Raw genomic sequence first — 23,786 nt, forward strand, 5'->3', positions numbered from 1 at the left:
ACGGGCGACAACTGGAAACAGACAGTGAGTTTATGTCTGTGGACACGAACACAGAGATAATGGCAAGTCTCAGGGACCTCGGGTTGTCAGAGTACGAATCCCGGGCCTATCAGTCGTTACTCGATACGGGACCGACAACCGCAAAAGAGTTGTCTCGAACCAGCGACGTGCCGATGGGGCGGATATACGACGTGTTGAACAGCTTGGAGACACAGAATCTGGCCCGGAGTCAGGCGGCCAGCCGGCCAAAAAAGTACGTCGCCGTCGAGCCCGAGACGGCACTCGACCGCCTGCTCGAAGACAAAGAACAGGAGCTCGACGAACAGCTCACACAGTTCGAGAGCATCGCGAGCGAGCTGGAGACACAGCTCGAGGCGAGCGACCCCGTCGACGAGCAGTTCTGGACGGCGGCGCTGGGAGCAGAGGAGACAATCGACCTGCTCGCCGAGCGTCTTGCCGCCGCCGACGAGCGCATCATCTTCGTCGCCGCCACCCCCACCTCGCGGTTCGATGTTGACGCCGTCGGCGAGCGCATCACCGACGAGCTCGAACGCGTTCTCGAACGCGGGATTCCTGTCTCGCTGCTCGAACATCCCTCGGTCGTCGAGGCCCTCCCGACGGAAGTGGGCAAACGCTACCGCGAGCAGCTCCAGAACTACGACCACTTCGAGGTCCGGGTGGTCGAAGATATCGGGAGCACCTTCGCTATCATCGATCAGGTCGAAATCTGCATCGAGGTTCCGCATCCGCTGAACCGGAAGGAGGCCTTCGCCCTTATCAACCTCAAAGACGCCGAGTTCGCCGCCGACGTCGAGGCCTCCTTCGAGCGCCGGTGGGAGCAGGCCCGCGATTTCTCGCTGAGCTAACGGCGATGAAATTGCCCCCTCCGTCGTACAGCGCGTACGTGGAGTTCGTGACGACCGTAGTCGTGACCGTTGCACTCCTTCAGTATCTCGGCGTGTTCGGTCCGTCGGAAGCAGTCGACCTGATGTACCTTGCCGGCCTGTGCCTCACGCTCCCAGTGGTCACCTATCTGCTGACGGTCGTCTGTGAGAACACCACATTGGTTTCACAGTGAAGAAGATGGTCCGAGACGGGCAATAGGAGTCGTTCGGTATGCTCTACGACGTGTTGCTGTGAATCGGGCTCGTCGCCGCACCGGAGGACAAGTCTCTCTACGCTTGGGCGCCCACTGCTAGACCGATGGGCGAGCGTCTTCGAGAACTTGTTACGGACACACAGACGGTTGTGACAGCGGGGGCCCGCCCGCTCGGCGCTGTCTTGCTCTGTGCTGGTATTGCACACGTACTGATGCCGCGGGTGCTCCTCGCGGTTGCGGCCACGGGCTACGCGCGCGTCCTCGGCGTCGACTTCGAGTCCGGTGCGACGACCCCACGTCGGGTTCGGGCCGTCGGCATCGGGATGGTGCTGCTCGGGGGACATCTGGTCTATCACGGCGGCCTCAGACCAACGTGAGTCAAAGCCGTCCCAGCCGGGCACTACTGCGCCAGGAGACTGTGCTGTGTGTCGTCTCTGCAGAGTCCACCAACCACGGAGATGACGATGAGGAGGCCAACAGCGACCAGTGCGAGACCGAGCGGTGACCCGAGCAGCGTGTGGAACACCCAACCCATGGTCAGGTTCCCGCCGGCCAGGAGAAGCCGATAGAGGAGCGGTGCAAGTGACATCTGTCTCGTTTCACGCTACACACGGCTCTGATAAAGCTGCTGTTCAGACTCAAACGTGGAGTTGAGTCTGTGCGTGATGGAGGCGACATGTCGCTGTGGACTCTCTGGCGGACGGAGTGTACGGCATAAGTCGTCTAGAGCAGGTCGCCGCGAGCAACCGGAACGACCTGCCCGCCGACCTGCACCGCAACCTCGTCGCCGTCGGGTTCGGCCCGGAGCGACAGCACCGACGGCCGGCCCATCTCGTACCCCTGTTCGACGCGAACGTCGACCGACGGCGACCCGAGGTATTCGTGTTTCGAGAGGTACGCGGCGAGACAGCCGTTTGCCGAGCCGGTCGCGGGGTCTTCGGGCACGCCGTAGTACGGCGAGAACATTCGGACAGCAAGGTCGTGTTCCGCCTCTCGTGGCTCCGAACAGACCGCGTGGACGAGTTTCGCCTCGCGTCCGGCGACGAGGTCGTCGTAGGCCTGCCGGTCGAGGTCGATTCCTTCCAGTGCCGCCCTGTCTTCGAGCGGCACGATAATCGTCGGCAGTCCGGTCGAGACGACTTGGACTGGCCATGCGTCGTCGACCTGCTCGGCGTCGAGACCGAGAACGTCCGCCAGCTCTGCGTGGTCGAGGCTCTCACCGAACTCCGGGGGCTGTTGGCGCATCCAGAGGAGTTCCGTCCCTTCCTCGTTGCGAACGTCGACAGGGACCTCCCCAACCTGCAGGTCGAGCACCACCGACTCGGGCGTGCCGTCGGCGAGTTCCTGGCGAATGACCGACGCTGTGCCGAGCGTAGGGTGGCCAGCGAACGGTACCTCCTCCGTGGGCGTGAAGATACGGACCGGCCACCCTGAGTCGGTCGGCTCGCCGGTGACGAACGTCGTCTCGGAGTAATCCATCTCCGCCGCAATTGCCTGCATCTCCTCGCCGGAGAGGTCGCCGGCGCCGGTGACCACCGCAAGCTGGTTACCGGCGTATTTCTCCTGTGCGAAGACATCGACGATGTGGAAAGAGTGGGTCATTCGTCTCGAATCAGGACGGCAACTCTCAAAAGCGGCCGGGAAGGCGCGACTGTCGCCGATACCTTGCCACCAAGCTAAAAGCCAAGCCGGGCCGAACGCTACCTATGGAGCAACTGGACGTCTCCGACGGGTTCGACGTTCACGAGTACCGCCACGGGCTGAAGCTACTGAGCGAGGAGCGACAGACGATGCACCTCGAAAATCGGGACGGGTTCGCCTGTCCGGCCTGTGGCAACCCCTTCGAACAGTTGTTCGTCACCGAGAAGCGGACGAACACATTTGGCGACCCGGGCTCGTCGTTCTGTCTTGTGCGGACCGACGAGGCGTTGCTGTTGCTGACGCACTGAGAGCGACCGTGTCGCCTTTCAGGATTCCGTCCTAAATGCAGCCGATGGGAACAAGCCGGAGCACCGTCGTCGGAGTTGTCTTCGCCTGTTTTCTCGCCGCAGTACTGCTCCGACCCCTCGCCGCGATACCCGGTCTCGCCGCAATCGAAGACGTGTCGGGGGTGGCGCTCTGGCTCCCGCTCGTGGCTGTCGGGCTCGGGGTCGCCTGGCTCCGGCTTCGCTCGGACGGCGACAGTCAGCCGGGTCCAGAGGTCCAGGGGAACCACTGGGGCGATACCGCCCGTGAGAGCGACACCGCCGACCAGACGGGGGATGCGTCGGCACAGCTCCTGGGTGGACAGGGTGGGTCCCGGGACCGCTCGTTCGAAATCGAGACCGAGCCCCCTGACGCCGGATTAGACGACCACCTCGACCACCTCAGAGCAGAACTCGACGGCCAGACGACCGAGCTGCGTACCCTCGAAGAAGTCGCCGAGAAAGTCGACGACGAGCAGACGGTCCCGGACCGCTGTCCGGAATGCGATGCGCTGTGGGAGGCACGGACGATAACAGGCATCACCGCAGGACGATACGAGCGTCTCGACGACGGGACGGTCTGCTGTCTGACCTGTGAGGAGCGCTTCGAGCCGTGACGGCTCAACGTCAGACTTACCCCCGCTACCCTCTGAACGGGAGATATGACAGTGCCGTGCGTGCGCGTCGACCGCGAGGCCGGCGAGGAGGCCAGACGCCGCCTCGCCGAGGATAACCTCGTGAACCAGCAACGCGAAATCGTCGTCGAGGACGGCTACATCTACATTCCGGTGACTGATCCGGCCGCAGTCGCCGACGAATACGCGGTCGTCAACCGCTCGGCACCAGAACGCGAGACGCAGACGATGCCCGCAGACCTCGTCGCGTTCGACGCTTCCTACGAGCGGCTGGGAGAGGTCGTGCTAATCGACGAGGACGACCCCGAGCAGGCCCGGGAACTGGCCGATGCCATTGTTGCCTCTGACATTCCGACGAAGACCGTTCTCAACCGCGCCTCGAAGATTCGCGGCGAACAGCGAGTGCGGGACTGGGAGGTGCTTGCTGGCGAGGAGACCGAGGCCGTCCACCGCGAGTACGGCTGTGATTTCGCACTCGACCTCGCGGCGGTGTACTTCTCGCCCCGGCTGGCGACCGAGCGCCACCGCGTCGCCGAACAGGTCGCCGCCGGCGAGCAGGCCGTCGACATGTTCGCCGGTGTCGGTCCCTTCGTCGTCCCCTTCGCAAAGCGCGGCGCAGCGGTCGTAGGAGCCGACATCAACGAGACCGCAATCGAATACCTCCGTGAGAACGCCGAGCGAAACGGCGTCGCCGACCGCGTAACCGCTGTCCACGGCGACGTACGAGAAGTTCTCGACGACTACGAGAGCTGGGCCGACCGACTCGTCATGAACCTCCCGCATTCGGCCGACGAATTTCTCGATACCGCGCGGCGACTCGCCGGCGAGGAGTGTGTCCTGCATTACTACGACATCCAGCACGAGGACGATCCCTTCAGTCCGGGCGTGCGGGCGCTCCGAGATGCTATGGAGCCCGAATACGCCGTCGAAGTCGAGACCGAACACGTCGTCAGGTCCTACGCACCACACGAGGACAACGTGGTCCTCGATGTGCGCCTGCTGCGAGCGTGACAGTCCTCGGGCGGATTCGCAACGCTTATTGGACGCATCGACACTACATTGTGATGCGCGCCGGTGTAGCTCAGACTGGCTAGAGCGATTCCTTCGTAAGGAATAGGCCGAGGGTTCAAATCCCTCCACCGGCTTTCCTTATACCTGAGATAAGCCGCTCACTGGCGAGTCTCGTCAACTGCACCGCAGGCAGAACACGTCGGAGCACCGACATCATCATCGTACTGCATCGTTCCCTCGCCACACTCGGGGCACGGCATGAAGTTCACCGATTCGCCGTACTGTGGGACCTCCGTCGGGTTCATCTCGGCGTTGCTCTTTCGGGTCCGCCAACGACCACGTAGGTAGTTCAGCAGCTTCGAAAGCATTGCCGAATGATAATGGCCATAGCGTAATGTGGCTGTCCCGTCAGCGGCGCACGAGTATATGCAAAAACAACAAGTAACATACGTTCGAACGGAACACCGTACGTAGTTCCATTTTCACAGCAGCTGACGTGCTTATATCGACCATCGAATCGTTCCTAGTCGATATCCTGTCAGGGGTACCCGCGATGCTCACCGGGTTGTTCGTTCTCGTATTCACGTACGAACTCGACAACGGCGACACGACTGTCCGTGCAAACAGTGCTGTCGAGTCAGACTGGACGAGACACGCAGACGAAACCGAACGGTAGCGGCCAGACACGACCTTGGACAGTGCGAAAGCGGGTTGTACCGAGGCCAATAACAGACACCCAATGTGGCCGATTGGACACGTCGCGGTCGCGTACCTGGCATACGCTGGAACGCGTCGCGCCCGCTCACTGCAACCGCTTCACGGCACGCTTGTACTGACAGTCTGTTTCGCCGGACTCGTCCCGGACTTGATTGACAAACCGCTGTCTTGGCAGGCAGGCCTGCTGCCGACCGGCCGGTCACTCGCCCACTCGCTTCTCGTACTCGTCCCGGTCTGTCTGCTCGGCTATCTCCTCGCCCGACGGCGGGGCCGCGGGGAGTTCGGGGTTGCCTTCGCAGTCGGCACAATCTCACATCCACTCGTCGACGCACTCCCCAGCCTGTGGCGCGCCGGAGATGCGTCGTTTCTATTGTGGCCGTATCTGTCTGTCGAGCCCTACGAGGGCTCCTCACCGGAGGTCATCGAGCTGCTCACCTCGGCAGCCGCCGAGCCCTACTTCCTGAGCGAGTTCGTCCTATTCGCGCTGGCTCTCGGCATCTGGCGTCTCGACGGGTCGCCAGGACTCCCCGAGTGAACGCAGATATATAGAGCTATATTCAGCTTTATTACGGTACGTAGCGTCAATAGTATAGTATTTATAGAGGTGCGCAAAACACAAAAACAACAGACGAGCCTGCCCCGGTAGGCCATCGCGAGCGACGTGACGGGGAACGGTCATAACTACCAATGAGCCTCGAAGACACACAGGCGACCGAGATGGAATCGACAATCGACACTTCCGGCGTGACAAGCGAGAGCACCGGCGGGACTGGCGAGAACATTATCGAGACCGAGAGCGTCGACGTGTGGTACGGCGAGACCCAGGCGCTCGATGACATCACGATGGAGATTCCCGAACAGCAGGTGACGGCGCTCATCGGCCCCTCTGGCTGTGGGAAATCGACGTTCCTGCGCTGTATCAACCGGATGAACGACCTCATCGAGAGCGCCCGCATCGAGGGCGACATCCGTCTGCGCGGCAAGAACGTCCACGACAACGATGTCGATCCAGTCGCGCTCCGCCGGGCTGTGGGAATGGTGTTCCAAGAACCCAACCCATTCCCCAAGACCATCTACGACAACGTCGCGTACGGACTGCGCGTCCAGGGACAAGATGACAACCTCGACGAGAAAGTCGAAGATGCGCTCCGGCGAGCGGCGCTGTGGGAAGAGGTCAACGACCAGCTTGACTCCTCTGGACTGGACCTCTCCGGTGGACAACAACAGCGACTCTGTATCGCACGAGCCATCGCACCCGACCCCGAGGTCATCCTGATGGACGAGCCCGCATCCGCGCTTGACCCGGTCGCGACCTCGAAAATCGAAGATCTCATCGAGGATCTGGCCTCTGAGTATACGGTCGCTATCGTCACCCACAACATGCAACAGGCCGCCCGAATCTCTGATAAGACGGCGGTCTTTCTCACCGGCGGCAAGCTGGTCGAGTTCGGCGACACCGAGAAAATTTTCGAGAATCCCGAACACCAGCGCGTCGAGGACTACATCACCGGCAAGTTCGGTTGAAACGGGGCGTTTACCCGAGTCGGCCCGAAAGGGGGAGTATGCTCTCGTTCATCGGACTTGGCCTCTACGACGAGCGCTCGATAACGCTCCGTGGCCGCGACGTGCTCGCGGACGCGGATACGGCGTTCGCGGAGTTTTACACCAGCCAGCTCGTCGGCACGGCCGTCGAGCAACTCGAATCCACACACGACATCGACATCGAGGTGCGCGAACGCGCGGGCATCGAACAACGGCCAGAGCCGATTCTGGCCGCCGCAGAGGAACGTCACGCGGCGATGCTCACCGCCGGCGATACGATGATATCGACCACACACGTCGACCTCAGGACGCGCGCCCACGAGCGGGGTATCGAGACACAGGTCATCCACGGGACGACCGCCCAGACAGCGGCGAGCTCTCTCACAGGCCTCCAGAACTACCGGTTCGGGAAGGCGACGACGCTCCCCTTCGAGGAGACTCACGGCGGCGTTCCCGACAGCGTTATCGAGACGGTACAAGCCAACCGCGAGCGAGACCTGCACACGCTGGTCTACCTCGACATCGATGCAGAAGACGACCGGTTCATGACCGGTGATACCGCCGCGTCGTTGCTCGGCGACGAACTCGACGACCCGCTCGGCGTCGTTGTCACACAGGCCGGAAGCGATGACCCCACTGTCCGGGCAGACAGACTCTCGATACTGGCAGAGGAGTCGTTCGGTGACCCGTTGCACCTGCTTGTCGTGCCGGCGGCATGTCACCCACTCGAAAAGGAGAGTCTCCAGACGTTCGGCGGCGCACCCGAGTCGGCTTTCGAGTGACTATCTTGATTCAGCGAGAGAATCCCGCCGTTCACGGCGTTGACGAGACGCAGAGCGTCTCGTTCGCACACCAGAACGCTCCGCGTTCTGGGGACGGGCGTGAATCGCGTAAGCCCGGTAATTCGTTCAACGGAGACTGCACGGCCGGATATTCCACGTTCACTTTTCGCTCGGTTCGCGGTCGACGTTGAGCGCCTCGGCCAGGTCGAGCTCCTCGTCAAAGAGCAGGTAGAGGACTTCCTCCACGGGCTCTAGAACCTCAGGGACCTCGTGGACGACCAGCCAGAAGATGGCAATCATCGCGATTACAGACGCGGATTGGGCCATGATGCGGTCTGCCCAGATGTACGAGACTCGAAGCGGGGTTTCGAGCGCGAACAGCGTCACCGTCGCATCCGGGAAGAAGTGAGCGTACTGGTGGCCGAAGCTGATGCCGATAAAGACGTTCCGGAAGATGTTCAGAACGTAGATTATCGGTAACGCGAGTCCCAGTGCGCGTAGCTTCCGACGAGGTGGTGCGCGGACCGCCAACACGAGCCCACCGATGACGGCCATGCTGCCGATGCCAGTACAGGCGAGGATAATCGTGTAGGTAATGGTGCCGCCTGCATCGGTGAAAAAGACGAACGTGTTCTCGAAGGCAAGCTCCTTGCCGCTGATTGTGCGGTCGAGTCTCGCCGGGTCAAACCACGAGGGGGCCGCCGACGCAGCTTCGGGGAGTTTTGTTACGAGTGGCGGGTCGTAGCCGATGAGATTCATTGTCCACCTCGTATGGTGTGTCACGAGGAGGACAAGCCGTTCTTTGAGCGTCTGGGAGGCAAGAAACGGAACGTAGAACAGCCCCATCAACGGGATTGCCCGCGAGAGCGTGAACAGCCGGTCCTGGCCCGAGTAGATGACTCTGGCGACGGCAACCGACAGGGGCGCGGCAACGACAGCCCCGACACCACGGATAACGCTCTGGTCTGTGACGAAAAACGGGTAGATGAGCGCGAACCAGAACGCGCCGAAACACACCCACGCGACGACGAACACCGGCCTGGCAGTCTCACGGTTGCGTGTGTCGAGTGCGACGGCAGCCAGAAACACGACGAGCGTCACCCAGCCGATAGGGCGAGCAATCCCGCCGAGGGCGGCGAACACGGCTTCGACCTGGCCCAGCATACCCGTGTGTATCCGATGGGGGCCTATAGGTTTTGTCAGTTTGTGTGCGCGACGAGCGCAAGCGTTGCCACTCGTCGAGAAGCGCCAAAAGAAATGGAACGTGTCGACAAACCGGATAGAATCCGGTGGTTAGTTAGTTATTCGCGAGTCTGGCGGCGGACAGCCAGGAGCGCAGCACCGAGGAACGCCAGCAGTGCCACGACAACACCGAAGCCAGCTCCGTCACCGTCGCTGTCATCAGTGTCCGTCTCCGTGTCTTCAGGCTCCTCGGTTGCCGTCGGCTCGGGCTCCTCCGTTGCCGTCGGCTCGGGCTCCTCCGTTGCCGTCGGCGTCGGTTCGGGCGTCGACTCCGGACCGATGGTCAGCGCACCGGAAGTGTCGTCGTCCGCAGTCGCAATGCTGTGGACGTACGTCGTGCCGAACTCGAGTGAGCCGGTGTCCGCTTCGAAGGTCACCGTCGTCGACTCGCCGCCCGCCAGGGTGACGGACTGCGTGTTGAGCGTCTGACCGTCGATGCGGAGTTCGACGTCCTGGGTTGCCTCCTCGTCACCGTCGTTGGTGACCGTCGCGCTGACCTCGACGGCTGTACCGGGCTCGTCGAGTTCAGCGTTCTGGGGCGACAGGTCGCTGACCTGGAAGTCAGCGGGGTCTGCGTCCTCGACCGTCACCTGTGCGGTGCGCGTGATGGCGTTACCGTCATCGTCGGTGTACGGTGCGCCTTCAGCGCGGTAGGCAACTGCGGTCAGTTCCTGGTTCTCCTCGACATCCTCGTCGAGGGAGACTGCGACGCGGGTCTGCTCACCAGTAGCGAGGTCGCTGCTTGTGCCGAGGCGTTCGCCGTCGGCGTTCTGGATGGCGATGAAGCCACCCTGCGTGGTGTTGAACGTGTCAACAGTCACGGAAGCGCCACCGGAGCGCTGGTCCGAGAACGTGAACTCGTCAACAGCAGGCGGTGCGGTAACGACACCAGGCACCGTCTCCTCGTTCGCCGTCAGCGGAGTGTTGCTGTCGGGTCCAGTGACGCGGACATCGAACTCAGTGCCGGCCGATTCGTCACCGAAGTCTTCAGTCACGGACCAGGTGTTGGCGCCGCCTTCGACGTACTCGACGGTTGTCGTCGGCGTCTTGACGAAGGCGTCATCCTCACCGGAGGCCGTGACCATTTCGATGGTCAGTTCCGTTCCGGCAGCGAGCGTCGTCGTACCGCTGACCTGGACGCCGTCTTGCTGCGGAACGTTCACTTGGTCACCTTCGAAGTCAATCGTTGCAGATTCCTCTTCGACGGTGAGGCTGCTGGTGGCACCTTCGTCAGGGTCGAAGACCTTGACGTTGTTACCGCTAGAGTCAACCTCGAACCGGTACTCACCGCTGATGAAGTCCGTGTTCGTGCCGAGTGACGTCTCCTCGGTCACTGACTGGACCTGATAGAACGTGCTGTAGTCGGTGTCCGTCTCGAATCCGTTACCGATGTTCTGCGGGAAGTAGTACGTCTCGAGGTTCCCGTCGTTGTCAGTGCCGGCAAGGACGGTGTCCGGATCAGTTACGAGGACGGAAGCGGATCCACCGGTGTTAGCGTCCGCGTCGCCAGCCGAGAAGAGCTGGACGAGAAGCGGCGTGGTTCCACTACCAATCAGGAATGGGTGTTCGGCCGCATTCTGGCGGGTAGCGACCTGCGACGCTGCCGAGAATGCGGTCGAGACATCGTGGTCGTCTTCACGGTCGAACAGGAGCGTCTCTGCTGCGTCGAAGAAGTCGCCCTGGCCTGCGTTACCGTAGCTACCCTCATTGTCCGTCACGAGCGCCTCGTGGAGGAGGCCCTCGAGGCCGGAGGACTGCATCTCGACGATCAAGAGGTCGCCGTCGGCGACAGCGCCATCAGCCGGCGTGACGAGTTCGTCCTCGACTGCCGTGGCGATGTCGTCGACCGTCTCGAGGTCAGATGCGACACCATCGGGAGCGGTCCACTGCTGGAAGCCCTCGGTGTTGCGTTCGTTCAGACGAACCTTCGTACGTGCGTCGAGGCCGTCTGCTGCTCTGTACATCTGGCTACCGGTGACGACCGTCAGGTCGTAGCTACCGGATGCGAGAACTGCACCGCCGTCACCGCCGGTGCCGTCGAATGCACCGCCAAGGTCGGCGGCCGTTTGGCTGGTAACGCTACTCTCTAGCGAGGTGTCCTCGCCCGTGACGATACCGTGGTCACGAGCCGACGAACCGATCTGGAACGTGTTCAGGTAAGCCGTCACCGTTCCGTCACCGTCGTCGTCGACGAGGGTGGCGTTGACTTCAACGTTCTGGCCCTCGGCTTCTGCGCCGAAGGTCATTGTCGCCGTGTCAGTACCCTGCAGGTCGATCTCGATCGGGACGATGTCACCGCGGACGTACTCGCTGTCCGTCGTTGGTGCGTTGATCGACGCGGTCGTATCGACCGGGTCACCGATCTGCAGCGTACCGGTCAGTACAGAGACCTCCGAGGGGACGTGCTGGACGACGGCCTGATAATCACCGTCGTCAGTGATGTCCTCGCCGTCACCCGTCGAGAAGTCCACAGTCGCGTCACCGGAGCCGTCCAGTTCCACTGTGTCGGATGCTATCGAGCTCTCGGTGGGGTCATACTCACCTTCCCAGACGCCGACGAAGACCGAACTACCGGTGAGGTCGTCGGTGTTGACGTTCACCGTGGCATCCTCGTTGAGGTTGGTTTCGTTCTCTGCGAACTCAGCCGAGAGGCCAAGCGGTTGGACGTCCACGACGACGAGGTTGCTGCTGTCGTCACCGAACTGTAGGACGTACAGTCCCTCGTCCAGGCCAGACGTATCGATGTTCGCGGCCTGACCGGGCGTTGTACCGGTCCGCACGGCAGTGTCGCCGAGTTCAATCGGGTCACCGCTAGCATCGCCTTCAGTGAACTCGCGGAGCTTGAGGACCTCCCGGTCGTTGTTAGCGTCGACGGTCAGCGTCTCGCCTTCGAAGACACGGAGGTACTCGTCACCGGCGCTCGGGTTGAAGTTGTCGACGATGGTGCTCGTCTGCCGGTCGCCAGTCACGCTCGTCTGGCTCGCGGCGGACGTACCGGCTTCGACAGCGCGGTAGCTGGCCGACGCAGTGTTGCCGAACTCGTCACTGGCGACGTGGTCGACGATCCCGCCACTGAGGTCGGTGTCATCGTCGATGGTGTTCCAGCTCGACGCGGTGACATCGGCGCTGAGCTGCACATCGAACTGAACGGTTTCCGTAGTGCCATTGTCACTGTCGCTGACAGAGCCAGCCCAGTTGACATTCAGCAGCGTATCGCCGTTCGACTCGGTGACGCTAACGCTGTTGACACCAGAGGCAAAGCCTGTTCCCGAGTCGCTCCCGGAAACGTAACTGACGCTCACACCGCTTTCGAGCGAGTCCTGGATATTGACGGTGAAGTCGTTGCTCTCATCGAACACACCGTTCTCAGCGGTGAGGTCTACCTCAACCGTCTGTGTAATGGTTCCGATGTTGTTGCTTTGAAGAACACCGTCAACGTTTTCATCAATTATCGTACTTTGGCCACTCGCGATCGAGATGTCGGAGACACCTTGATCGATGTCTGCATTCTGCGCAGCGACTGCCCCGCTAAAGGATGCGGTCATGGCAACTACCGAAAGCACCATGATCGCAGCGAGGAATACTGCGCGTAATTTCTCTGTTGTGTCTGTCATGTTTTGTTGTGTTGTTTGCGTCCGGTGTGCCCAGCTTTCGACCGGGAATCGTCGTTGCCGACCTGCGTGCCGGATTCCAGCGCCGGGTTACTCGCTGCACACACCATGGGCAGGGGTACAACGGAATGCACTACCGGCTGTTATAAATGTTTTGTGGTCCGGTACGTAGGATGATATACATACCCACGGTCAGATTCGGCCGTTTCACGGCCTCTGCGTGTCGAAACAGCCACACCAATCAACTGTCTGACGCGTGTCTTCCGCGAATCCGACAATATATAATAAGCTTTGTGGTAGAGCAGCTGGCGGTTCGCTCGTGCGCGCCGGGAATATCAGGAAAGAAAGGCGAGCACGCCCCCAAGAATAGCGACGCCCCCGAGGCCGAAACAGACCGTCCAGAACGGGACCCTGTCGACGACCCGCATGATGGCGTCAATAGCGAGATAGCCGACCAGCGCGCTCACCGCAAGGGCCGCGGCTGCGGCAGTCGGGCTGATACCGGGGAGTCCGCCAGCGCCGACGAGAGTCAGGACTGCGGCCCCCAGTGCTGCGGGAATCGACAACAGAAAGGAGAGCCGAAACGCCTCCGGCGGGTCGTATCGCCGGAACAGCAACACACTACTGGTCATGCCCGACCGCGAAATCCCAGGCAAGATAGCAAGTCCCTGGGCGGCCCCGACCAGCACCGAGTCACGCACCGTCGGCTCCTCGCGTCGAGCACCCTCGGTGGATTCCGCACGCAGTTGAAACACGCCGGTAGCAACGAGCAACACACCGATGACGGCGACGAATACACCTCCCGTGAGTTCGCTCGCCACGTCGACAGCGAAAATATACAGCGGGATTCCGACGAGACCGGTCATCGCGCACGCGACGATAAGGTAGACGACCAATGCACGCTGTCCGGTCTCGTTCGGCTCGCCTTGCCACCCACGGAGAGTCTGGGCAACGTCAGCAATATCAGACCGGAAGTACGTGGCTGCGGAAAGAGTCGTCCCGACCTGCAGGAACAGCGCCAGCTGCAGGGCAATATCCGGGTCGGTTCCGACCGTCGTCAAAAAGAGGGCAAGGTTCCCCTGGCTGGAGACGGGCAGCCACTCGACAACACCCTGGACGATGCCGGCCAGAATTGCTATCGCGAGATCGACCCAACTCATTCGGTAGACGGTCCGTATCCCGGCGGTAATTAGCTTGCGAGTTAGTTCTCGTCGTACTCGACCGGCGGATGGATGAACAACCCGTCGACGACGATTAAACAACAGACCAGGCCCGCGGCCGCGAGCGCGTGTGCGCCTGCGCTGACGGCCCAACGAGTCATCCCGTAGGTGCCCACGAAGAGCACCGGCAGTGAGAAAAGAATGTAATCTGCTCGGGAGCGTGAAACGCGGGTTGCCAAGGTGTCGGCACTCATGGATTCACTCCATATACCCCAAATCTCTGAGTTTCTGTGCAATCTGACGGGCCTCAGCCGTCGAAATTTCCTCCTCCGACTCCATCTCACGGATAACCAGGTGTTTCATGAACTCCTTTACCGAGTCGAAGGGCTCGTCCTCGATGTACTCCTCGACATCCGCAACGAACTCCTTGCGTAGCGAGATCGTCGTGTATTCGCTCATGTTGGTGGTGTGGTTGTCCTGTTATATAAAGACTAATTATATATAATTAACGGAGCGTCAAGTAATAGAAATTAATTCTGGAGAACAAACGACAGTCTCTCGACAGATACTGGTCACAGACTCAGGAACATTCGGCCAGGCAGGCTCCCCTGTTCGTCTCACCAGAAACGACTGGTATGGCGAGATTTTCCATACTACGTTCCATCGTCTTCTGATGACACCGATACCGTTGCTCCCTCGTAAACCGCTTCCCTGGCGACAGTTACAGTTTCACTACCGACAGTGTACTTACCGGGATACGCAACTCGGATCGTTGCGGTACCTGTATCATTAGCCGTCGTTGTCCGGCGGTATGTGAACTGTTCGCCGGCAGTCTCGACAGTCGTTTTGGCAGTCACGTTTGCACCTGGGCTGGTTTGGACCTGGACTACTGCGCCCGGTACGACGGCGAACGTTCGAACATCAGGTGACGAATATATTAGTTGAAAGTGCGCAACAGAATTGTTGCCAGCACCGAGTTTTTCGAAGAGTTTGGAATGTGTCGTCCCTGTCGGAAGATCCTGGTCCAGCAGGACGACATATCCCACACGACCCAAGAATTGGTCGTATTGACTATCTGGTTGCTCACCGGTTATAAATCGTTCATGAAAGTTCTGCGCATAGCTATAACTCGGTGAGTCCCAACCGACGAAGTAGTTGTACATACGATTGTCACCCCACTGGCTGAGGACGAGGTTAGAGTGGCTGGGAGTGGTCGATTCATTATGTGCAGCGATAGCCGTCGCCGCCTCGAACTGGCCATCGCTGTGTTGAATTTGTCCGAGCAATGTGGGGACGAAAATGAGGTTCAATAGAAGTACGAACCCGACCACTGCAACGAGGTATCCAGTTTGTCGTCGCTCAGGAAATGATGGTATCTCTAGGTTTGTGGTGTCATCTATCTCAAATAGAGTGGGAGTTCGCGCGAGATCGACTGCAGCGAGGAGATAGATGAGTGCGACGCCTGCAAAAATCGCGATAAAAAGAGACAATTGTGCCGCGAACCGGACCTGAAGACCGGCAAGAAGCAGATACGACCAGGCGAAACAGACCAGCACCAGCCAGTCTGGCTCGTATCGCCGGGCGACGTGCCAGGTTACAAGCACGAGCGCAGCTAGCCCGAGATAGAATCCAAACCCAATCTGCGCCAATGGTTTTAAGATAATGCCCTGGTCTATGGAGAACAACGACGTGGCTTCGGTAATACCTTCGCGGCCGAAGAGGTCACTAGCCCGTCCCTGAAGTTTGTTGACACTCTCCGGACGAGACAGACGGAAGGCCAAACCACCGACGACAGCGACCACGCCCTCGGCGATCAGTAATCGGTTCGGCGGAAGGTTCAAATGTCGCCAAATCGTCGCAAAACCGACAAGTCCAATAGCGCCAACGGTGACCAGAGCAGGGGCCGCCACGGCAATAAACTGGTGCCAGCCGAATTGGAAATGCGCGAACGCAGCAAGCAAAGTTCCAGCCCCGAGCCCGACTAGCACCGGAATATTGGTGAGCCATGGCGGAACATCTTTAGCCACATCGACGACAACACGACTTCCGAGATACAGCGCGACGGGAATGAACGTCAGCGGTGACCCCCCCCATGCATGCACGGACGCAGCAACTGCAAGGGCGAGGAGAGCGGTTACAGCCCATGTGCGAGGAGCGCGAATATGATTAACTGCGGCGTTCCAATCTCCTTGAGTATTACTCACACTGTTATCAGCCGATGGGCTGTTTCGCTGGCGACGTCGCTTGAAATCGACCGCAAGCCAGACTAGCGCGAATACCAGCGCAGTGAGCCAGAAATACTGATATGTGCGGTGTTCAAGGAACCCAAGGCTAGTGTAGATGGTGTGAACAGGGGTTAGCGCAAGAAAGAGGAGTGTCGCTACTGCAATCCGGTGGTCCATACTCAGCGTGACGACAAGGGAGTAGAGGACAATCGCGAGGAAAACTGACGCCACGATAGGCAGCCAGGCTGCAACCATGCTGGCCGCGTCGGGTGTCCCGCCAAGCAGTTCAGTGAACCACCAGTTAAACGCGTGTGTCAGTGGGCGACGGCGTGTTAGATCACCGACAGTCCCAAGCATCCCAAAGTCAGTCAGTCCGGTAGACTGCTCAAGCAGCCGCTCCTGCCAGTACCGATAAAAGTATGGATCGTTCGCTGGGGAGACGACGTATTCGCCCCGGAAGACTGACTCGAAGTACATCAGCCTTACTGCAACGATAACCACAAGCGACCCGACGAGGGTTCCAATCGCGCCCAGGTCGATAGTTGGAATCGACAGGTCGACCGAAGTTGCGTCCGCTGTGGTCGTCGATGTGGCTGTGGTATCTCTTGAGAGAGTGGTTTCGATGACAACAGAATCAACGAATCGATACTCACCATCCTCGGTCTGTTCAACGAATTCGCGTGAGACAAGTTCGCCGAATTGCCCAGAATCGAGTGGCGCATCAGCGAATGTCCAAGAGCCGGTTTGGTGTTGCTGTTCGAGAAGAGCTTCAACACTGTTCTCGAGATCAGGATACTCGGAGAGAAACGAACGCGTCGCTTCTTTGACACGCTCCGGTGTCATTGCTCGGACTCATGACCGGCGCGAGTATAGTGGTTTCGCTCGAAGGTTGGTGGTGTCAATATCGAAAGGAGATAATAAAAGACGGATAGACAACAGTTGTCAACACACAGAACGGGATTCAATACAAAAGCAGATAAACGGATATAAACGTATTTTTGTACCGGGCAACAGAATTTACTAATGATTGCGGGTAACAACGTTTTGGTGACGGGAGGAACAGGCTCAGTCGGTCGAGTGTTAGTACGCCGACTTCTGAATCGTAATCCAAACGTTATTCGAGTTTTCGATCAAAGCGAACCGGGACTTGCGGCACTCAAGGACGAACTTGACGACGACCGCTGTCGGTTCCTGGCCGGAAACATCCGCGACAAGGACCGTCTCGTTCGGGCAGTCGATGATATCGATACTGTAATTCACACTGCCGCGATGAAACACGTCGATGTCTGCGAGTACAATCCGTTCGAGGCCGTAAAAACAAACGTCGTGGGGTTACAGAACCTCATCGACGCCTCGATAGATGCAACGGTCGAGCAGTTTGTCTTTACCAGCAGCGACAAGGCAGTCAATCCTGCAAACACCATGGGGACGACGAAACTGCTCGGCGAGAAGCTGGTCACCGCTGCAAACAAATACAGCGGCCGACAGGACATTCAGCTCTGTTCTGTCCGGTTCGGGAACGTCATCAACTCGTCGCAATCTGTCATCCCAGTGTTCAGAGAGCAGATTGAAAACGGCGGACCGATTACGCTGACAGACCGTCGGATGACACGGTTTTTCCTCACCTACGATGATGTTGCAGGACTCGTTACCAACGCGATGAAATACACAGCGGGCGGCGAAGTCTTCGTCCGCAAGATGGATGCCGTCCGAATCGAGGACCTTGCAGAGGCCATGATTCAAGCGTTTGCGCCGAAGGCCGGCTACGACCCGTCCGATATCGAGATTGAGATGACCGGGAGGCGTGTCGGCGAGACGTTCGACGAGAAAATCCTCACCGAGCGGGAAGTAACACGAACAGTCGAAAACGAATCACTGTACGCTGTCACCCCGGAGCAGGCCGGCGAAAATGGCTACCTTTCGCATGATGGCATCGATGGGTTCGACGATGTCGATGACGTTGTACTCTCGTCACACAACGCAGAGCAACTCGAACAGGATGCGATTCTGGAACTGCTCAGAACTGAGTTCGAGGAGGGGATTGCACGATGACTGACGATACTGTCGTCGTCACCGGTGCAGCCGGATTCATCGGCAGATGGGTCGTCAAAGAGCTGTTAGCGCGTGACTACACGGTTCGGGGACTCGACGACCTCTCGAATGGGTCACGACGGAACGTTGCAGCGTTCGATTCGAATCCAGGGTTCGAACTCGTCACCGGCGATGTCACTGACCGGGAGACTGTCGAGGCGGTGTTCGACGAAGACGTTACAGCTTGCTTCCACCTCGCTGCAGAAATCGACGTGCAGGAGAGTCTCGACGACCCACGGCGACACTTCGAGACGAACGTGACAGGGACCGAGCGGGTACTCGAAGCGTGCCGGCGGACGGAGACGAGACTTGGCCTTGTTGGCACATGTATGGTCTACGACATGGCGGACTCCGAGACAGGCATCGACGAGACACATCCGGTGAAGCCGGCATCTCCGTACGCCGGGAGCAAACTCGCCGCAGAGAATCTCGCCGAGAGCTACTATCACGGCTACGGGTTGCCGGTGACGATTCTCCGACCGTTCAACACGTACGGCCCCCACCAGAAGACCGGCATGGCGGGCGGTGTTGTCTCTATCTTTACCAACCGTGACCTGCAGGGAGAGCCGCTGAAAATCTTCGGCGACGGAACACAGACACGCGACCTGCTGTACGCAACTGACTGTGCCCGCTTCGTCGTCGATGGAACTTTCTCTGAGGCTGCCGTCGGCGAGGTGCTCAATGCGGGGACCGGGTCGGATATCTCGATCAACGAACTCGCGGAGCTGATCGCAACTGACCAGACAGAGATCACCCACGTCGAGCATCACCACCCCCAGAGTGAGGTCCAGAAGTTACAGTGTGACCCGACGAAAGCAAGGGACCTGCTCGACTGGGAGCCCGAGGTCACTCTCGAAGAGGGCGTCAGTCGTTTACGCGACTGGATGCAAAGAAGAGACGAACAGTAAGATGCCAGGGAAGCAACCGGCACACTACCGCGGCGACCCAGTCCGTGAGGAGGTCCTCGGCTACGGAAGCCAGAGTATCACGGACCACGAGAAAGAAGCGGTTGTCGAGGCGCTCGAAGGAGATTACATCACTCGTGGCCCGACAGTCGACGAGTTCGAACGACGTGTTGCCGATTTGGTCGGCGTCGAGCACGCTGTCGCAACAACTTCAGGCACAACTGCGTTACACCTCACAGGCCGAGCCGCTGGGTTCGAGGCGGGGGACGAGGTGATTACGACACCGCTCACCTTCGCGTCGACATCTCACGCGGCGACCTACTGTGGCGCAGAGCCAGTGCTAGCAGATATCGACCCACACCGGCGGACACTCGATCCCGATGCAGTGCGTGAGCAGATCACCGAAGACACTGCTGGGATTATTCCGATGCACTATGCGGGCCATCCCGCAGATATCGAGGGACTGCTCGACGTTGCAGACGAGCACGACCTGACTGTTATCTGGGATGCCTGTCACGCGTTCGGGGGGACCTGGCGTGATGAGGCGATTGGCGCACAGCGGGATATGGCGATTTTCAGCTTCCATCCAGTCAAAAACATCACCACGGGCGAGGGCGGGATGGTCGTTACCGACGACGACGACCTCGCAGAGCGGCTGCGACAGTTGCGGTCGTTCGATATGGACTACGACCCAGCGGGCCACGAATCCGAGCCCTGGTATCAGGTGACCGAAGGCATTGGATACAACTACAACGTGACAGATATGCAGGCTGCCCTAGGACTCGCCCAGCTCGATCGGCTGGATGAGTTCAAACAGCGACGTGACGAAATTGCTGCCCGCTACGACGAGGCATTTGCCGATATTCCAGGCCTCCGGACGCCGCCAGAGCCGGTCGAGGCAGACCCGATGTATCATCTCTATGCGGTTGAAGTTCGCGAGGAGTTTGGCTGTGATCGCGAGGAGTTTGTCAACGCGATGCACGCTGAGAACATCGGCGTACAGGTTCACTATGTGCCACTGTATTACCATCCGTTCTTCCAGGAGGAGTACGGCTATACCGAGGGCATGTTCCCCGAGACCGAACGCGTCTACGAGGGCGTAGTGAGCCTTCCACTCCACGCGGAGATGAGCGACGACGACATCGACGATGTTGTGCGGGCTGTTGAGCGACTGCACGCCCACTGGAACTAGCGCGTCTCGGAGCCAGCACGGGGAGGACGGCTCTGGAAAGACACCTGTCTGTTACAGAATGTCGTTCGTGAGTCAGAAGCATTTATCCTGTTGTGATTGATGGTATCTGCTATGTCAGACTTCTCTATCGGAGACCATCCGATTGGCCCGGATGAGCCGACATTTGTGATTGCCGAGGCGGGCTCGAATCACAACGGAGACATAGAGACTGCAAAAGAGTTGATAGATGTCGCCGCTGATGCGGGTGCAGACGCGGTGAAGTTCCAGACGTTCCGCGCCGAGGATATGTACGTCGAGGAAAGCGGCGAGGCGGAGTATCTCGAAGACGAGCGCTCGCTCTACGAGATTATCGAGGACATGGAGATGCCCTACGAGTGGATACCGGAGCTGTACGAGTACTGCAAAGAGCAGGGTGTCTGCTTCATGTCGACGCCGTTTGACGAGCGCTCGGCCGACGAGCTCGAAGCGTATGTCCCGGCATTCAAGATTGCGTCGTACACCATGTCTCATCACCCGTTTCTGGAACACCTCGCCAGCATGGACAAGCCAATAATCATGTCTACCGGTGCACACGAAATGGCTGAGGTGGCCGAGTCTGTCGACACACTCGACAGCGTCGGATTCGACGAGTTGGTCCTGTTGCAGTGTGTCGCGGCGTATCCGACGCCACTAGAGTTGATCAACGTCCGTGTCGTCGAAACACTTCGGGAGGAGTTTGGTGTGCCAACTGGCTTATCCGATCACACACTCGACCCGACGACTGCACCGAGTACGGCGGTTACACTCGGCGCGTCGGTCGTCGAGAAACATTTCACTCTCGACAAATCGATGGAAGGCCCGGACCACCAGTTCGCGCTCGAACCCGACGAACTCGATGTGATGGTCGATGCGATACGGAAGACCGAATCTGTTCTCGGGACCGGGCACAAGGAAGTGATAGAGGTAGAACAGGAGCTACACGACATCGCAAGACGACGAATCCACGCGGCGCGTGACATCAACGAGGGCGAGATCATAACCGAGGAAAACATCGCCGTGCTCCGGTCGGGCAAGCGCGAGCCCGGACTCAAACCCAAGTTTTACCACGAGATTCTCGGTACGACTGCCACAACTGCGCTCGGCGAAAATGATGGCATCTCGTGGGACGATATCTCGATGGACGAGTGATCTGTTACTCTCTCGCCTGAGTACCTGTTATAAATCGATGAGATACTCGCCCTCGCTTTCTTCTGTCGAACTAATCCTTTCGAATCCTACTTTCTCGAAGAGGTTCTGTGACGCCTCGTTATCTTTGGCAATTTTGGCTCTTGCTTCAGCGTAGTTTTGTTCTCGCAGCCAATCAGTAATAAAGTTCAGTGCGTCCGTTGCGATACCGTTCCCCCACGATGTGATTTCACCGACATACACACCAACCTCTGGTGTCTCTGTTTCGAGATCGGCCACAGAGACTGAGCCTACATCACGCCATTGCTCAGCGGTGTTGATGACAATTATCCAGTCGCGCCGATTCTCTCGCGACTGCCACCATTCGAGATGATTCTCCCAGACGAGTGGTTCGTCTTGTTCCGAGAAGTGGTGATATACTTCGGGATGTGACCGCCATGCGAGCAGTAATTCTAAATCATCCGCTGTCGCTGGTCGGAATTCTATTTTCACTCTTTCTTTCCTTCTCCCGTCAGCAATAATAGATTTGCGGAACAGGAAATTAGTTAGCACTGATCACGTCTGCGACTCGGGCCGCTCCACGGCCGTCGACAAGCGTGCGACCGCGGGAACGCCGTTCCCGACGCCGCTCCGGACTGGTCATATACTCCGCTATTGCTGTTTTGAACGTCACGGTGTCTGCGTCTGGGTCCAGTACCGTAGCGAGATCGCGTTCCCGAAGTGCATCTGTAATCTGTTCCTGATTCGGCGCGACGGGGAGACAGATAATCGGCGTCCCGAGGCCGAGCAACTCGTAGATGGTACTGCTGGCGGTTGTGATTGCAAAATCTGCCCGGTACATTCTCTCGGGAAGGTCCTCTGGGTCACGAACTACAGAGACTGTCGTCGTCACGTCATCTGCGACATCTCTGACGGTTTGCTCTTGTGCTTCCGAGAATCCTGGCCCAACAATTGCATCCACGTGTACGTCTTGATTATCGAGCGCTCGTATGACGTGTGGTGTTCGTTTCTCTATGTCGCTTCCGCCCATCGTCACGAGGACGTACTGCGGGACGTCTCGCCACGGCGGTTGCTCTGCCATCTGTGTCGTAATCTCTTCACGCAAGAGCACGTACTCAGGGCCCAGATACACCTCTGGGGGCGAGCCATGGTACTCGTAGTCCATGTCTGTGGCATGGATGTTCCCGTTCGTGAATATATCAGCACAGACTGCGTGTCTGTCGTCGTCTTGAAGCACTGCGAGCGTTGTTCGGTCCCGAGTTGCTCTCTGATACTCGGTATCGACCGGATAAGAGTCGGTGAACACAGCATCTGGCTGTGTCTTTTCGAGCCACTCGACGAACGGCTCTGGATTGTCACGAGACGGAAGTGAGGCGGTTTCGACGCCGTTTGGACACACCTCGTTGACATGTTCTGGTGTCGTCGTGGCGTAGGTGACGTCGTGACCTTGACTCAGCAGTGCGCCAGCCAGTGCACCCGACCGAACCAGATGGCCGTATCCAATCTCTGGGCCTCCGTCAGCGCGGATTACCAGTTTCATTATTTTGGTTTCTTCTGAGAAACTGTCGTGTTTATGTCAGCCAGACCGTGCTCGTCGATGTAGTCGACGGCGTCAGCAAATCCTGGCGTTCGGTCGTATTCGAGGCCATCGAACACTGCGCGAAGAAGTTTGTAATCTGCGGCTTCGTCTAATGTGAGCCTGAGATTCGGTCGGTTCTGAGGAGACCCCTTTCTAAACGTCTCTTCGGCTGTCACGCTGTGGAACTCGAACTGGTCTGGGTTGTCTCTATAATAGAGTGTGACATGTTCCAGATGCGCCGGGTCCTGTGCGTGCTCGTGGACACGGTTGAAACTCTCGAAGGTGAACACCTCGACATCGAGTCCGCGCGGGAACGTCCGTTCGAGGATATTCGTCGCGTACTCGACACCAGTGTCGCGTCGTTGTGCAATTACCTCGTCGACAGTCGCCGGGTCGAGCAACGGACAATCTGCGGTGATGCGAACCACTTCGTCGGCATCCACAGATTCGGCCGCACGGTACATCCGGTCGAGAACGTTCTCTTCGTCTCCCCGGAAGACCTCGACACCAGTCTGTTGTGCGTGCCACTCGATGATGTCGTCTGCCTGTTTTGTCGACGTTGCAACGACGACGGTGTCGATGTTTGTCGCGGATTGAACTCTATCGACGACATGGTCAAGTTCGAACCGGCCACCGAGCGGAAGCAGGACCTTGCCTGGAAGTCGCGTCGATCCCATTCGTGCCTGAATTATTGCTACTGTGTGGTGGCTCATTTAGCTCGATACAAATGAGATGGCGCATCTGTATTAAATACTGTCCCTCTTCTGTGGACCCGTTTGTTTATCGAATTATAAGTCGAATACCTCGAGGTCATCCGAAAGTCAAAGCGTTCCGTACTCACAAAAGTCTCCGTTTCTCGAACGACTT

At 58.9% G+C, this 23,786-nt stretch carries 26 protein-coding genes and 1 tRNA gene; 15 read left to right on the forward strand and 12 right to left on the reverse strand.

From position 1 onward, the window contains the following. Positions 1-59 precede the first annotated feature (59 nt). The 3 genes from OSC37_RS08535 to OSC37_RS08545 all read left to right on the forward strand — a co-directional run bounded on the left by OSC37_RS08535 (position 60) and on the right by OSC37_RS08545 (position 1,476). Complete coding sequence (locus OSC37_RS08535) at positions 60-866, forward strand: TrmB family transcriptional regulator (RefSeq protein ID WP_267161045.1); 807 nt, start codon at positions 60-62, stop codon at positions 864-866. 5 nt (positions 867-871) lie between these two features. After that, positions 872-1,078 (forward strand): hypothetical protein, encoded by a 207-nt coding sequence (locus OSC37_RS08540; protein WP_267161046.1) that lies wholly within the window; start codon positions 872-874, stop codon positions 1,076-1,078. Between the two features lie 125 nt (positions 1,079-1,203). Then, positions 1,204-1,476 (forward strand): hypothetical protein, encoded by a 273-nt coding sequence (locus tag OSC37_RS08545; protein ID WP_267161047.1) that lies wholly within the window; start codon positions 1,204-1,206, stop codon positions 1,474-1,476. A 23-nt stretch (positions 1,477-1,499) separates the two neighbouring features. Here the strand turns inward: OSC37_RS08545 and OSC37_RS08550 are convergent, their stop codons facing one another. Beyond that, positions 1,500-1,688, reverse strand: coding sequence for a hypothetical protein (locus tag OSC37_RS08550; RefSeq protein WP_267161048.1), 189 nt, complete (start codon positions 1,686-1,688; stop codon positions 1,500-1,502). Between the two features lie 134 nt (positions 1,689-1,822). Beyond that, positions 1,823-2,701, reverse strand: a complete 879-nt coding sequence (locus tag OSC37_RS08555; protein ID WP_267161049.1) for a PhzF family phenazine biosynthesis protein — start codon at positions 2,699-2,701, stop codon at positions 1,823-1,825. A 104-nt stretch (positions 2,702-2,805) separates the two neighbouring features. Here OSC37_RS08555 and OSC37_RS08560 point away from each other — a divergent pair, with 104 nt between their 5' ends. The 4 genes from OSC37_RS08560 to OSC37_RS08575 all read left to right on the forward strand — a co-directional run bounded on the left by OSC37_RS08560 (position 2,806) and on the right by OSC37_RS08575 (position 4,843). Beyond that, on the forward strand, positions 2,806-3,048 hold the full coding sequence (locus OSC37_RS08560) for a DUF7385 family protein (RefSeq protein ID WP_267161050.1): 243 nt from the start codon (positions 2,806-2,808) through the stop codon (positions 3,046-3,048). 44 nt (positions 3,049-3,092) lie between these two features. After that, positions 3,093-3,680: a hypothetical protein gene (locus tag OSC37_RS08565; protein ID WP_267161051.1), complete on the forward strand. Its 588-nt coding sequence runs from the start codon at positions 3,093-3,095 to the stop codon at positions 3,678-3,680. Between the two features lie 45 nt (positions 3,681-3,725). Further along, positions 3,726-4,709: a class I SAM-dependent methyltransferase gene (locus tag OSC37_RS08570; protein ID WP_267161052.1), complete on the forward strand. Its 984-nt coding sequence runs from the start codon at positions 3,726-3,728 to the stop codon at positions 4,707-4,709. Between the two features lie 59 nt (positions 4,710-4,768). Then, a tRNA-Thr gene (locus OSC37_RS08575) sits at positions 4,769-4,843 on the forward strand. Between the two features lie 24 nt (positions 4,844-4,867). On the opposite strand, the gene OSC37_RS08580 is transcribed toward OSC37_RS08575, so the two are convergent. Further along, positions 4,868-5,077 (reverse strand): hypothetical protein, encoded by a 210-nt coding sequence (locus OSC37_RS08580; RefSeq protein ID WP_267161053.1) that lies wholly within the window; start codon positions 5,075-5,077, stop codon positions 4,868-4,870. Between the two features lie 128 nt (positions 5,078-5,205). On the opposite strand from OSC37_RS08580, the gene OSC37_RS08585 reads away from it, so the two are divergent. The 4 genes from OSC37_RS08585 (at position 5,206) to dph5 (ending at position 7,750) form a co-directional block, all read left to right on the forward strand. After that, on the forward strand, positions 5,206-5,385 hold the full coding sequence (locus OSC37_RS08585) for a hypothetical protein (RefSeq protein WP_267161054.1): 180 nt from the start codon (positions 5,206-5,208) through the stop codon (positions 5,383-5,385). Between the two features lie 63 nt (positions 5,386-5,448). Beyond that, positions 5,449-5,961, forward strand: coding sequence for a metal-dependent hydrolase (locus OSC37_RS08590; RefSeq protein WP_267161055.1), 513 nt, complete (start codon positions 5,449-5,451; stop codon positions 5,959-5,961). A 182-nt stretch (positions 5,962-6,143) separates the two neighbouring features. Then, positions 6,144-6,950 carry a phosphate ABC transporter ATP-binding protein PstB gene (gene pstB / locus OSC37_RS08595; RefSeq protein ID WP_267164169.1) on the forward strand — a complete coding sequence of 269 codons (807 nt, stop codon included), beginning with the start codon at positions 6,144-6,146 and terminating at the stop codon, positions 6,948-6,950. A gap of 38 nt (positions 6,951-6,988) precedes the next feature. Continuing rightward, a complete protein-coding gene (gene dph5 / locus OSC37_RS08600; protein WP_267161056.1) occupies positions 6,989-7,750 on the forward strand; it encodes a diphthine synthase in 762 nt (253 codons plus the stop codon). A gap of 159 nt (positions 7,751-7,909) precedes the next feature. Here the strand turns inward: dph5 and artA are convergent, their stop codons facing one another. The 6 genes from artA to OSC37_RS08630 form a co-directional block, all read right to left on the reverse strand. Next, positions 7,910-8,914 carry an archaeosortase A gene (gene artA, locus OSC37_RS08605; protein WP_267161057.1) on the reverse strand — a complete coding sequence of 335 codons (1,005 nt, stop codon included), beginning with the start codon at positions 8,912-8,914 and terminating at the stop codon, positions 7,910-7,912. 137 nt (positions 8,915-9,051) lie between these two features. Further along, a complete protein-coding gene (locus OSC37_RS08610) occupies positions 9,052-12,606 on the reverse strand; it encodes a DUF7282 domain-containing protein (RefSeq protein WP_267161058.1) in 3,555 nt (1,184 codons plus the stop codon). Between the two features lie 332 nt (positions 12,607-12,938). Further along, on the reverse strand, positions 12,939-13,763 hold the full coding sequence (locus OSC37_RS08615) for an undecaprenyl-diphosphate phosphatase (protein ID WP_267161059.1): 825 nt from the start codon (positions 13,761-13,763) through the stop codon (positions 12,939-12,941). Between the two features lie 41 nt (positions 13,764-13,804). Next, positions 13,805-14,017 carry a DUF8015 family protein gene (locus OSC37_RS08620; RefSeq protein ID WP_267161060.1) on the reverse strand — a complete coding sequence of 71 codons (213 nt, stop codon included), beginning with the start codon at positions 14,015-14,017 and terminating at the stop codon, positions 13,805-13,807. A gap of 4 nt (positions 14,018-14,021) precedes the next feature. After that, on the reverse strand, positions 14,022-14,222 hold the full coding sequence (locus tag OSC37_RS08625; RefSeq protein WP_267161061.1) for a hypothetical protein: 201 nt from the start codon (positions 14,220-14,222) through the stop codon (positions 14,022-14,024). Between the two features lie 194 nt (positions 14,223-14,416). Beyond that, positions 14,417-16,831, reverse strand: a complete 2,415-nt coding sequence (locus OSC37_RS08630; RefSeq protein WP_267161062.1) for a hypothetical protein — start codon at positions 16,829-16,831, stop codon at positions 14,417-14,419. A 234-nt stretch (positions 16,832-17,065) separates the two neighbouring features. On the opposite strand from OSC37_RS08630, the gene OSC37_RS08635 reads away from it, so the two are divergent. From OSC37_RS08635 to OSC37_RS08650, 4 genes are all read left to right on the forward strand, one after another. Then, positions 17,066-18,040, forward strand: a complete 975-nt coding sequence (locus OSC37_RS08635; RefSeq protein ID WP_267161063.1) for a polysaccharide biosynthesis protein — start codon at positions 17,066-17,068, stop codon at positions 18,038-18,040. Beyond that, on the forward strand, positions 18,037-18,987 hold the full coding sequence (locus tag OSC37_RS08640; RefSeq protein WP_267161064.1) for a dTDP-glucose 4,6-dehydratase: 951 nt from the start codon (positions 18,037-18,039) through the stop codon (positions 18,985-18,987). Before OSC37_RS08635 ends, OSC37_RS08640 begins: the two co-directional genes overlap by 4 nt. A 1-nt stretch (position 18,988) precedes the next feature. After that, a complete protein-coding gene (locus tag OSC37_RS08645; RefSeq protein WP_267161065.1) occupies positions 18,989-20,176 on the forward strand; it encodes a DegT/DnrJ/EryC1/StrS family aminotransferase in 1,188 nt (395 codons plus the stop codon). A 111-nt stretch (positions 20,177-20,287) separates the two neighbouring features. Beyond that, on the forward strand, positions 20,288-21,343 hold the full coding sequence (locus OSC37_RS08650) for an N-acetylneuraminate synthase family protein (protein ID WP_267161066.1): 1,056 nt from the start codon (positions 20,288-20,290) through the stop codon (positions 21,341-21,343). 27 nt (positions 21,344-21,370) lie between these two features. Here the strand turns inward: OSC37_RS08650 and OSC37_RS08655 are convergent, their stop codons facing one another. The 3 genes from OSC37_RS08655 to OSC37_RS08665 are packed head-to-tail and all read right to left on the reverse strand — an operon-like array spanning position 21,371 to position 23,596. Then, complete coding sequence (locus tag OSC37_RS08655) at positions 21,371-21,832, reverse strand: GNAT family N-acetyltransferase (protein ID WP_267161067.1); 462 nt, start codon at positions 21,830-21,832, stop codon at positions 21,371-21,373. A gap of 49 nt (positions 21,833-21,881) precedes the next feature. Further along, on the reverse strand, positions 21,882-22,880 hold the full coding sequence (pseG, locus tag OSC37_RS08660; RefSeq protein WP_267161068.1) for a UDP-2,4-diacetamido-2,4,6-trideoxy-beta-L-altropyranose hydrolase: 999 nt from the start codon (positions 22,878-22,880) through the stop codon (positions 21,882-21,884). Then, positions 22,880-23,596, reverse strand: a complete 717-nt coding sequence (locus OSC37_RS08665) for a cytidylyltransferase domain-containing protein (RefSeq protein WP_267161069.1) — start codon at positions 23,594-23,596, stop codon at positions 22,880-22,882. Before OSC37_RS08665 ends, pseG begins: the two co-directional genes overlap by 1 nt. Positions 23,597-23,786 lie beyond the last annotated feature (190 nt).

Source organism: Halovenus salina (genome assembly GCF_026410925.1).
Classification (GTDB): Archaea; Halobacteriota; Halobacteria; order Halobacteriales; family Haloarculaceae; genus Halovenus; species Halovenus salina.

What these genes read in the sequence shown, in the direction of transcription:
- OSC37_RS08535 (WP_267161045.1), top strand. Translation starts at nt 60, where the DNA reads ATGGCAAGTCTCAGGGACCTCGGGTTGTCAGAGTACGAATCCCGGGCC.
- OSC37_RS08540 (WP_267161046.1), top strand. Translation starts at nt 872, where the DNA reads ATGAAATTGCCCCCTCCGTCGTACAGCGCGTACGTGGAGTTCGTGACG.
- OSC37_RS08545 (WP_267161047.1), top strand. Translation starts at nt 1,204, where the DNA reads ATGGGCGAGCGTCTTCGAGAACTTGTTACGGACACACAGACGGTTGTG.
- OSC37_RS08550 (WP_267161048.1), bottom strand. Translation starts at nt 1,688, where the DNA reads ATGTCACTTGCACCGCTCCTCTATCGGCTTCTCCTGGCCGGCGGGAAC.
- OSC37_RS08555 (WP_267161049.1), bottom strand. Translation starts at nt 2,701, where the DNA reads ATGACCCACTCTTTCCACATCGTCGATGTCTTCGCACAGGAGAAATAC.
- OSC37_RS08560 (WP_267161050.1), top strand. Translation starts at nt 2,806, where the DNA reads ATGGAGCAACTGGACGTCTCCGACGGGTTCGACGTTCACGAGTACCGC.
- OSC37_RS08565 (WP_267161051.1), top strand. Translation starts at nt 3,093, where the DNA reads ATGGGAACAAGCCGGAGCACCGTCGTCGGAGTTGTCTTCGCCTGTTTT.
- OSC37_RS08570 (WP_267161052.1), top strand. Translation starts at nt 3,726, where the DNA reads ATGACAGTGCCGTGCGTGCGCGTCGACCGCGAGGCCGGCGAGGAGGCC.
- OSC37_RS08580 (WP_267161053.1), bottom strand. Translation starts at nt 5,077, where the DNA reads ATGCTTTCGAAGCTGCTGAACTACCTACGTGGTCGTTGGCGGACCCGA.
- OSC37_RS08590 (WP_267161055.1), top strand. Translation starts at nt 5,449, where the DNA reads ATGTGGCCGATTGGACACGTCGCGGTCGCGTACCTGGCATACGCTGGA.
- pstB (WP_267164169.1), top strand. Translation starts at nt 6,144, where the DNA reads ATGGAATCGACAATCGACACTTCCGGCGTGACAAGCGAGAGCACCGGC.
- dph5 (WP_267161056.1), top strand. Translation starts at nt 6,989, where the DNA reads ATGCTCTCGTTCATCGGACTTGGCCTCTACGACGAGCGCTCGATAACG.
- artA (WP_267161057.1), bottom strand. Translation starts at nt 8,914, where the DNA reads ATGCTGGGCCAGGTCGAAGCCGTGTTCGCCGCCCTCGGCGGGATTGCT.
- OSC37_RS08610 (WP_267161058.1), bottom strand. Translation starts at nt 12,606, where the DNA reads ATGACAGACACAACAGAGAAATTACGCGCAGTATTCCTCGCTGCGATC.
- OSC37_RS08615 (WP_267161059.1), bottom strand. Translation starts at nt 13,763, where the DNA reads ATGAGTTGGGTCGATCTCGCGATAGCAATTCTGGCCGGCATCGTCCAG.
- OSC37_RS08620 (WP_267161060.1), bottom strand. Translation starts at nt 14,017, where the DNA reads ATGAGTGCCGACACCTTGGCAACCCGCGTTTCACGCTCCCGAGCAGAT.
- OSC37_RS08625 (WP_267161061.1), bottom strand. Translation starts at nt 14,222, where the DNA reads ATGAGCGAATACACGACGATCTCGCTACGCAAGGAGTTCGTTGCGGAT.
- OSC37_RS08630 (WP_267161062.1), bottom strand. Translation starts at nt 16,831, where the DNA reads ATGACACCGGAGCGTGTCAAAGAAGCGACGCGTTCGTTTCTCTCCGAG.
- OSC37_RS08640 (WP_267161064.1), top strand. Translation starts at nt 18,037, where the DNA reads ATGACTGACGATACTGTCGTCGTCACCGGTGCAGCCGGATTCATCGGC.
- OSC37_RS08645 (WP_267161065.1), top strand. Translation starts at nt 18,989, where the DNA reads ATGCCAGGGAAGCAACCGGCACACTACCGCGGCGACCCAGTCCGTGAG.
- OSC37_RS08650 (WP_267161066.1), top strand. Translation starts at nt 20,288, where the DNA reads ATGTCAGACTTCTCTATCGGAGACCATCCGATTGGCCCGGATGAGCCG.
- pseG (WP_267161068.1), bottom strand. Translation starts at nt 22,880, where the DNA reads ATGAAACTGGTAATCCGCGCTGACGGAGGCCCAGAGATTGGATACGGC.
- OSC37_RS08665 (WP_267161069.1), bottom strand. Translation starts at nt 23,596, where the DNA reads ATGGGATCGACGCGACTTCCAGGCAAGGTCCTGCTTCCGCTCGGTGGC.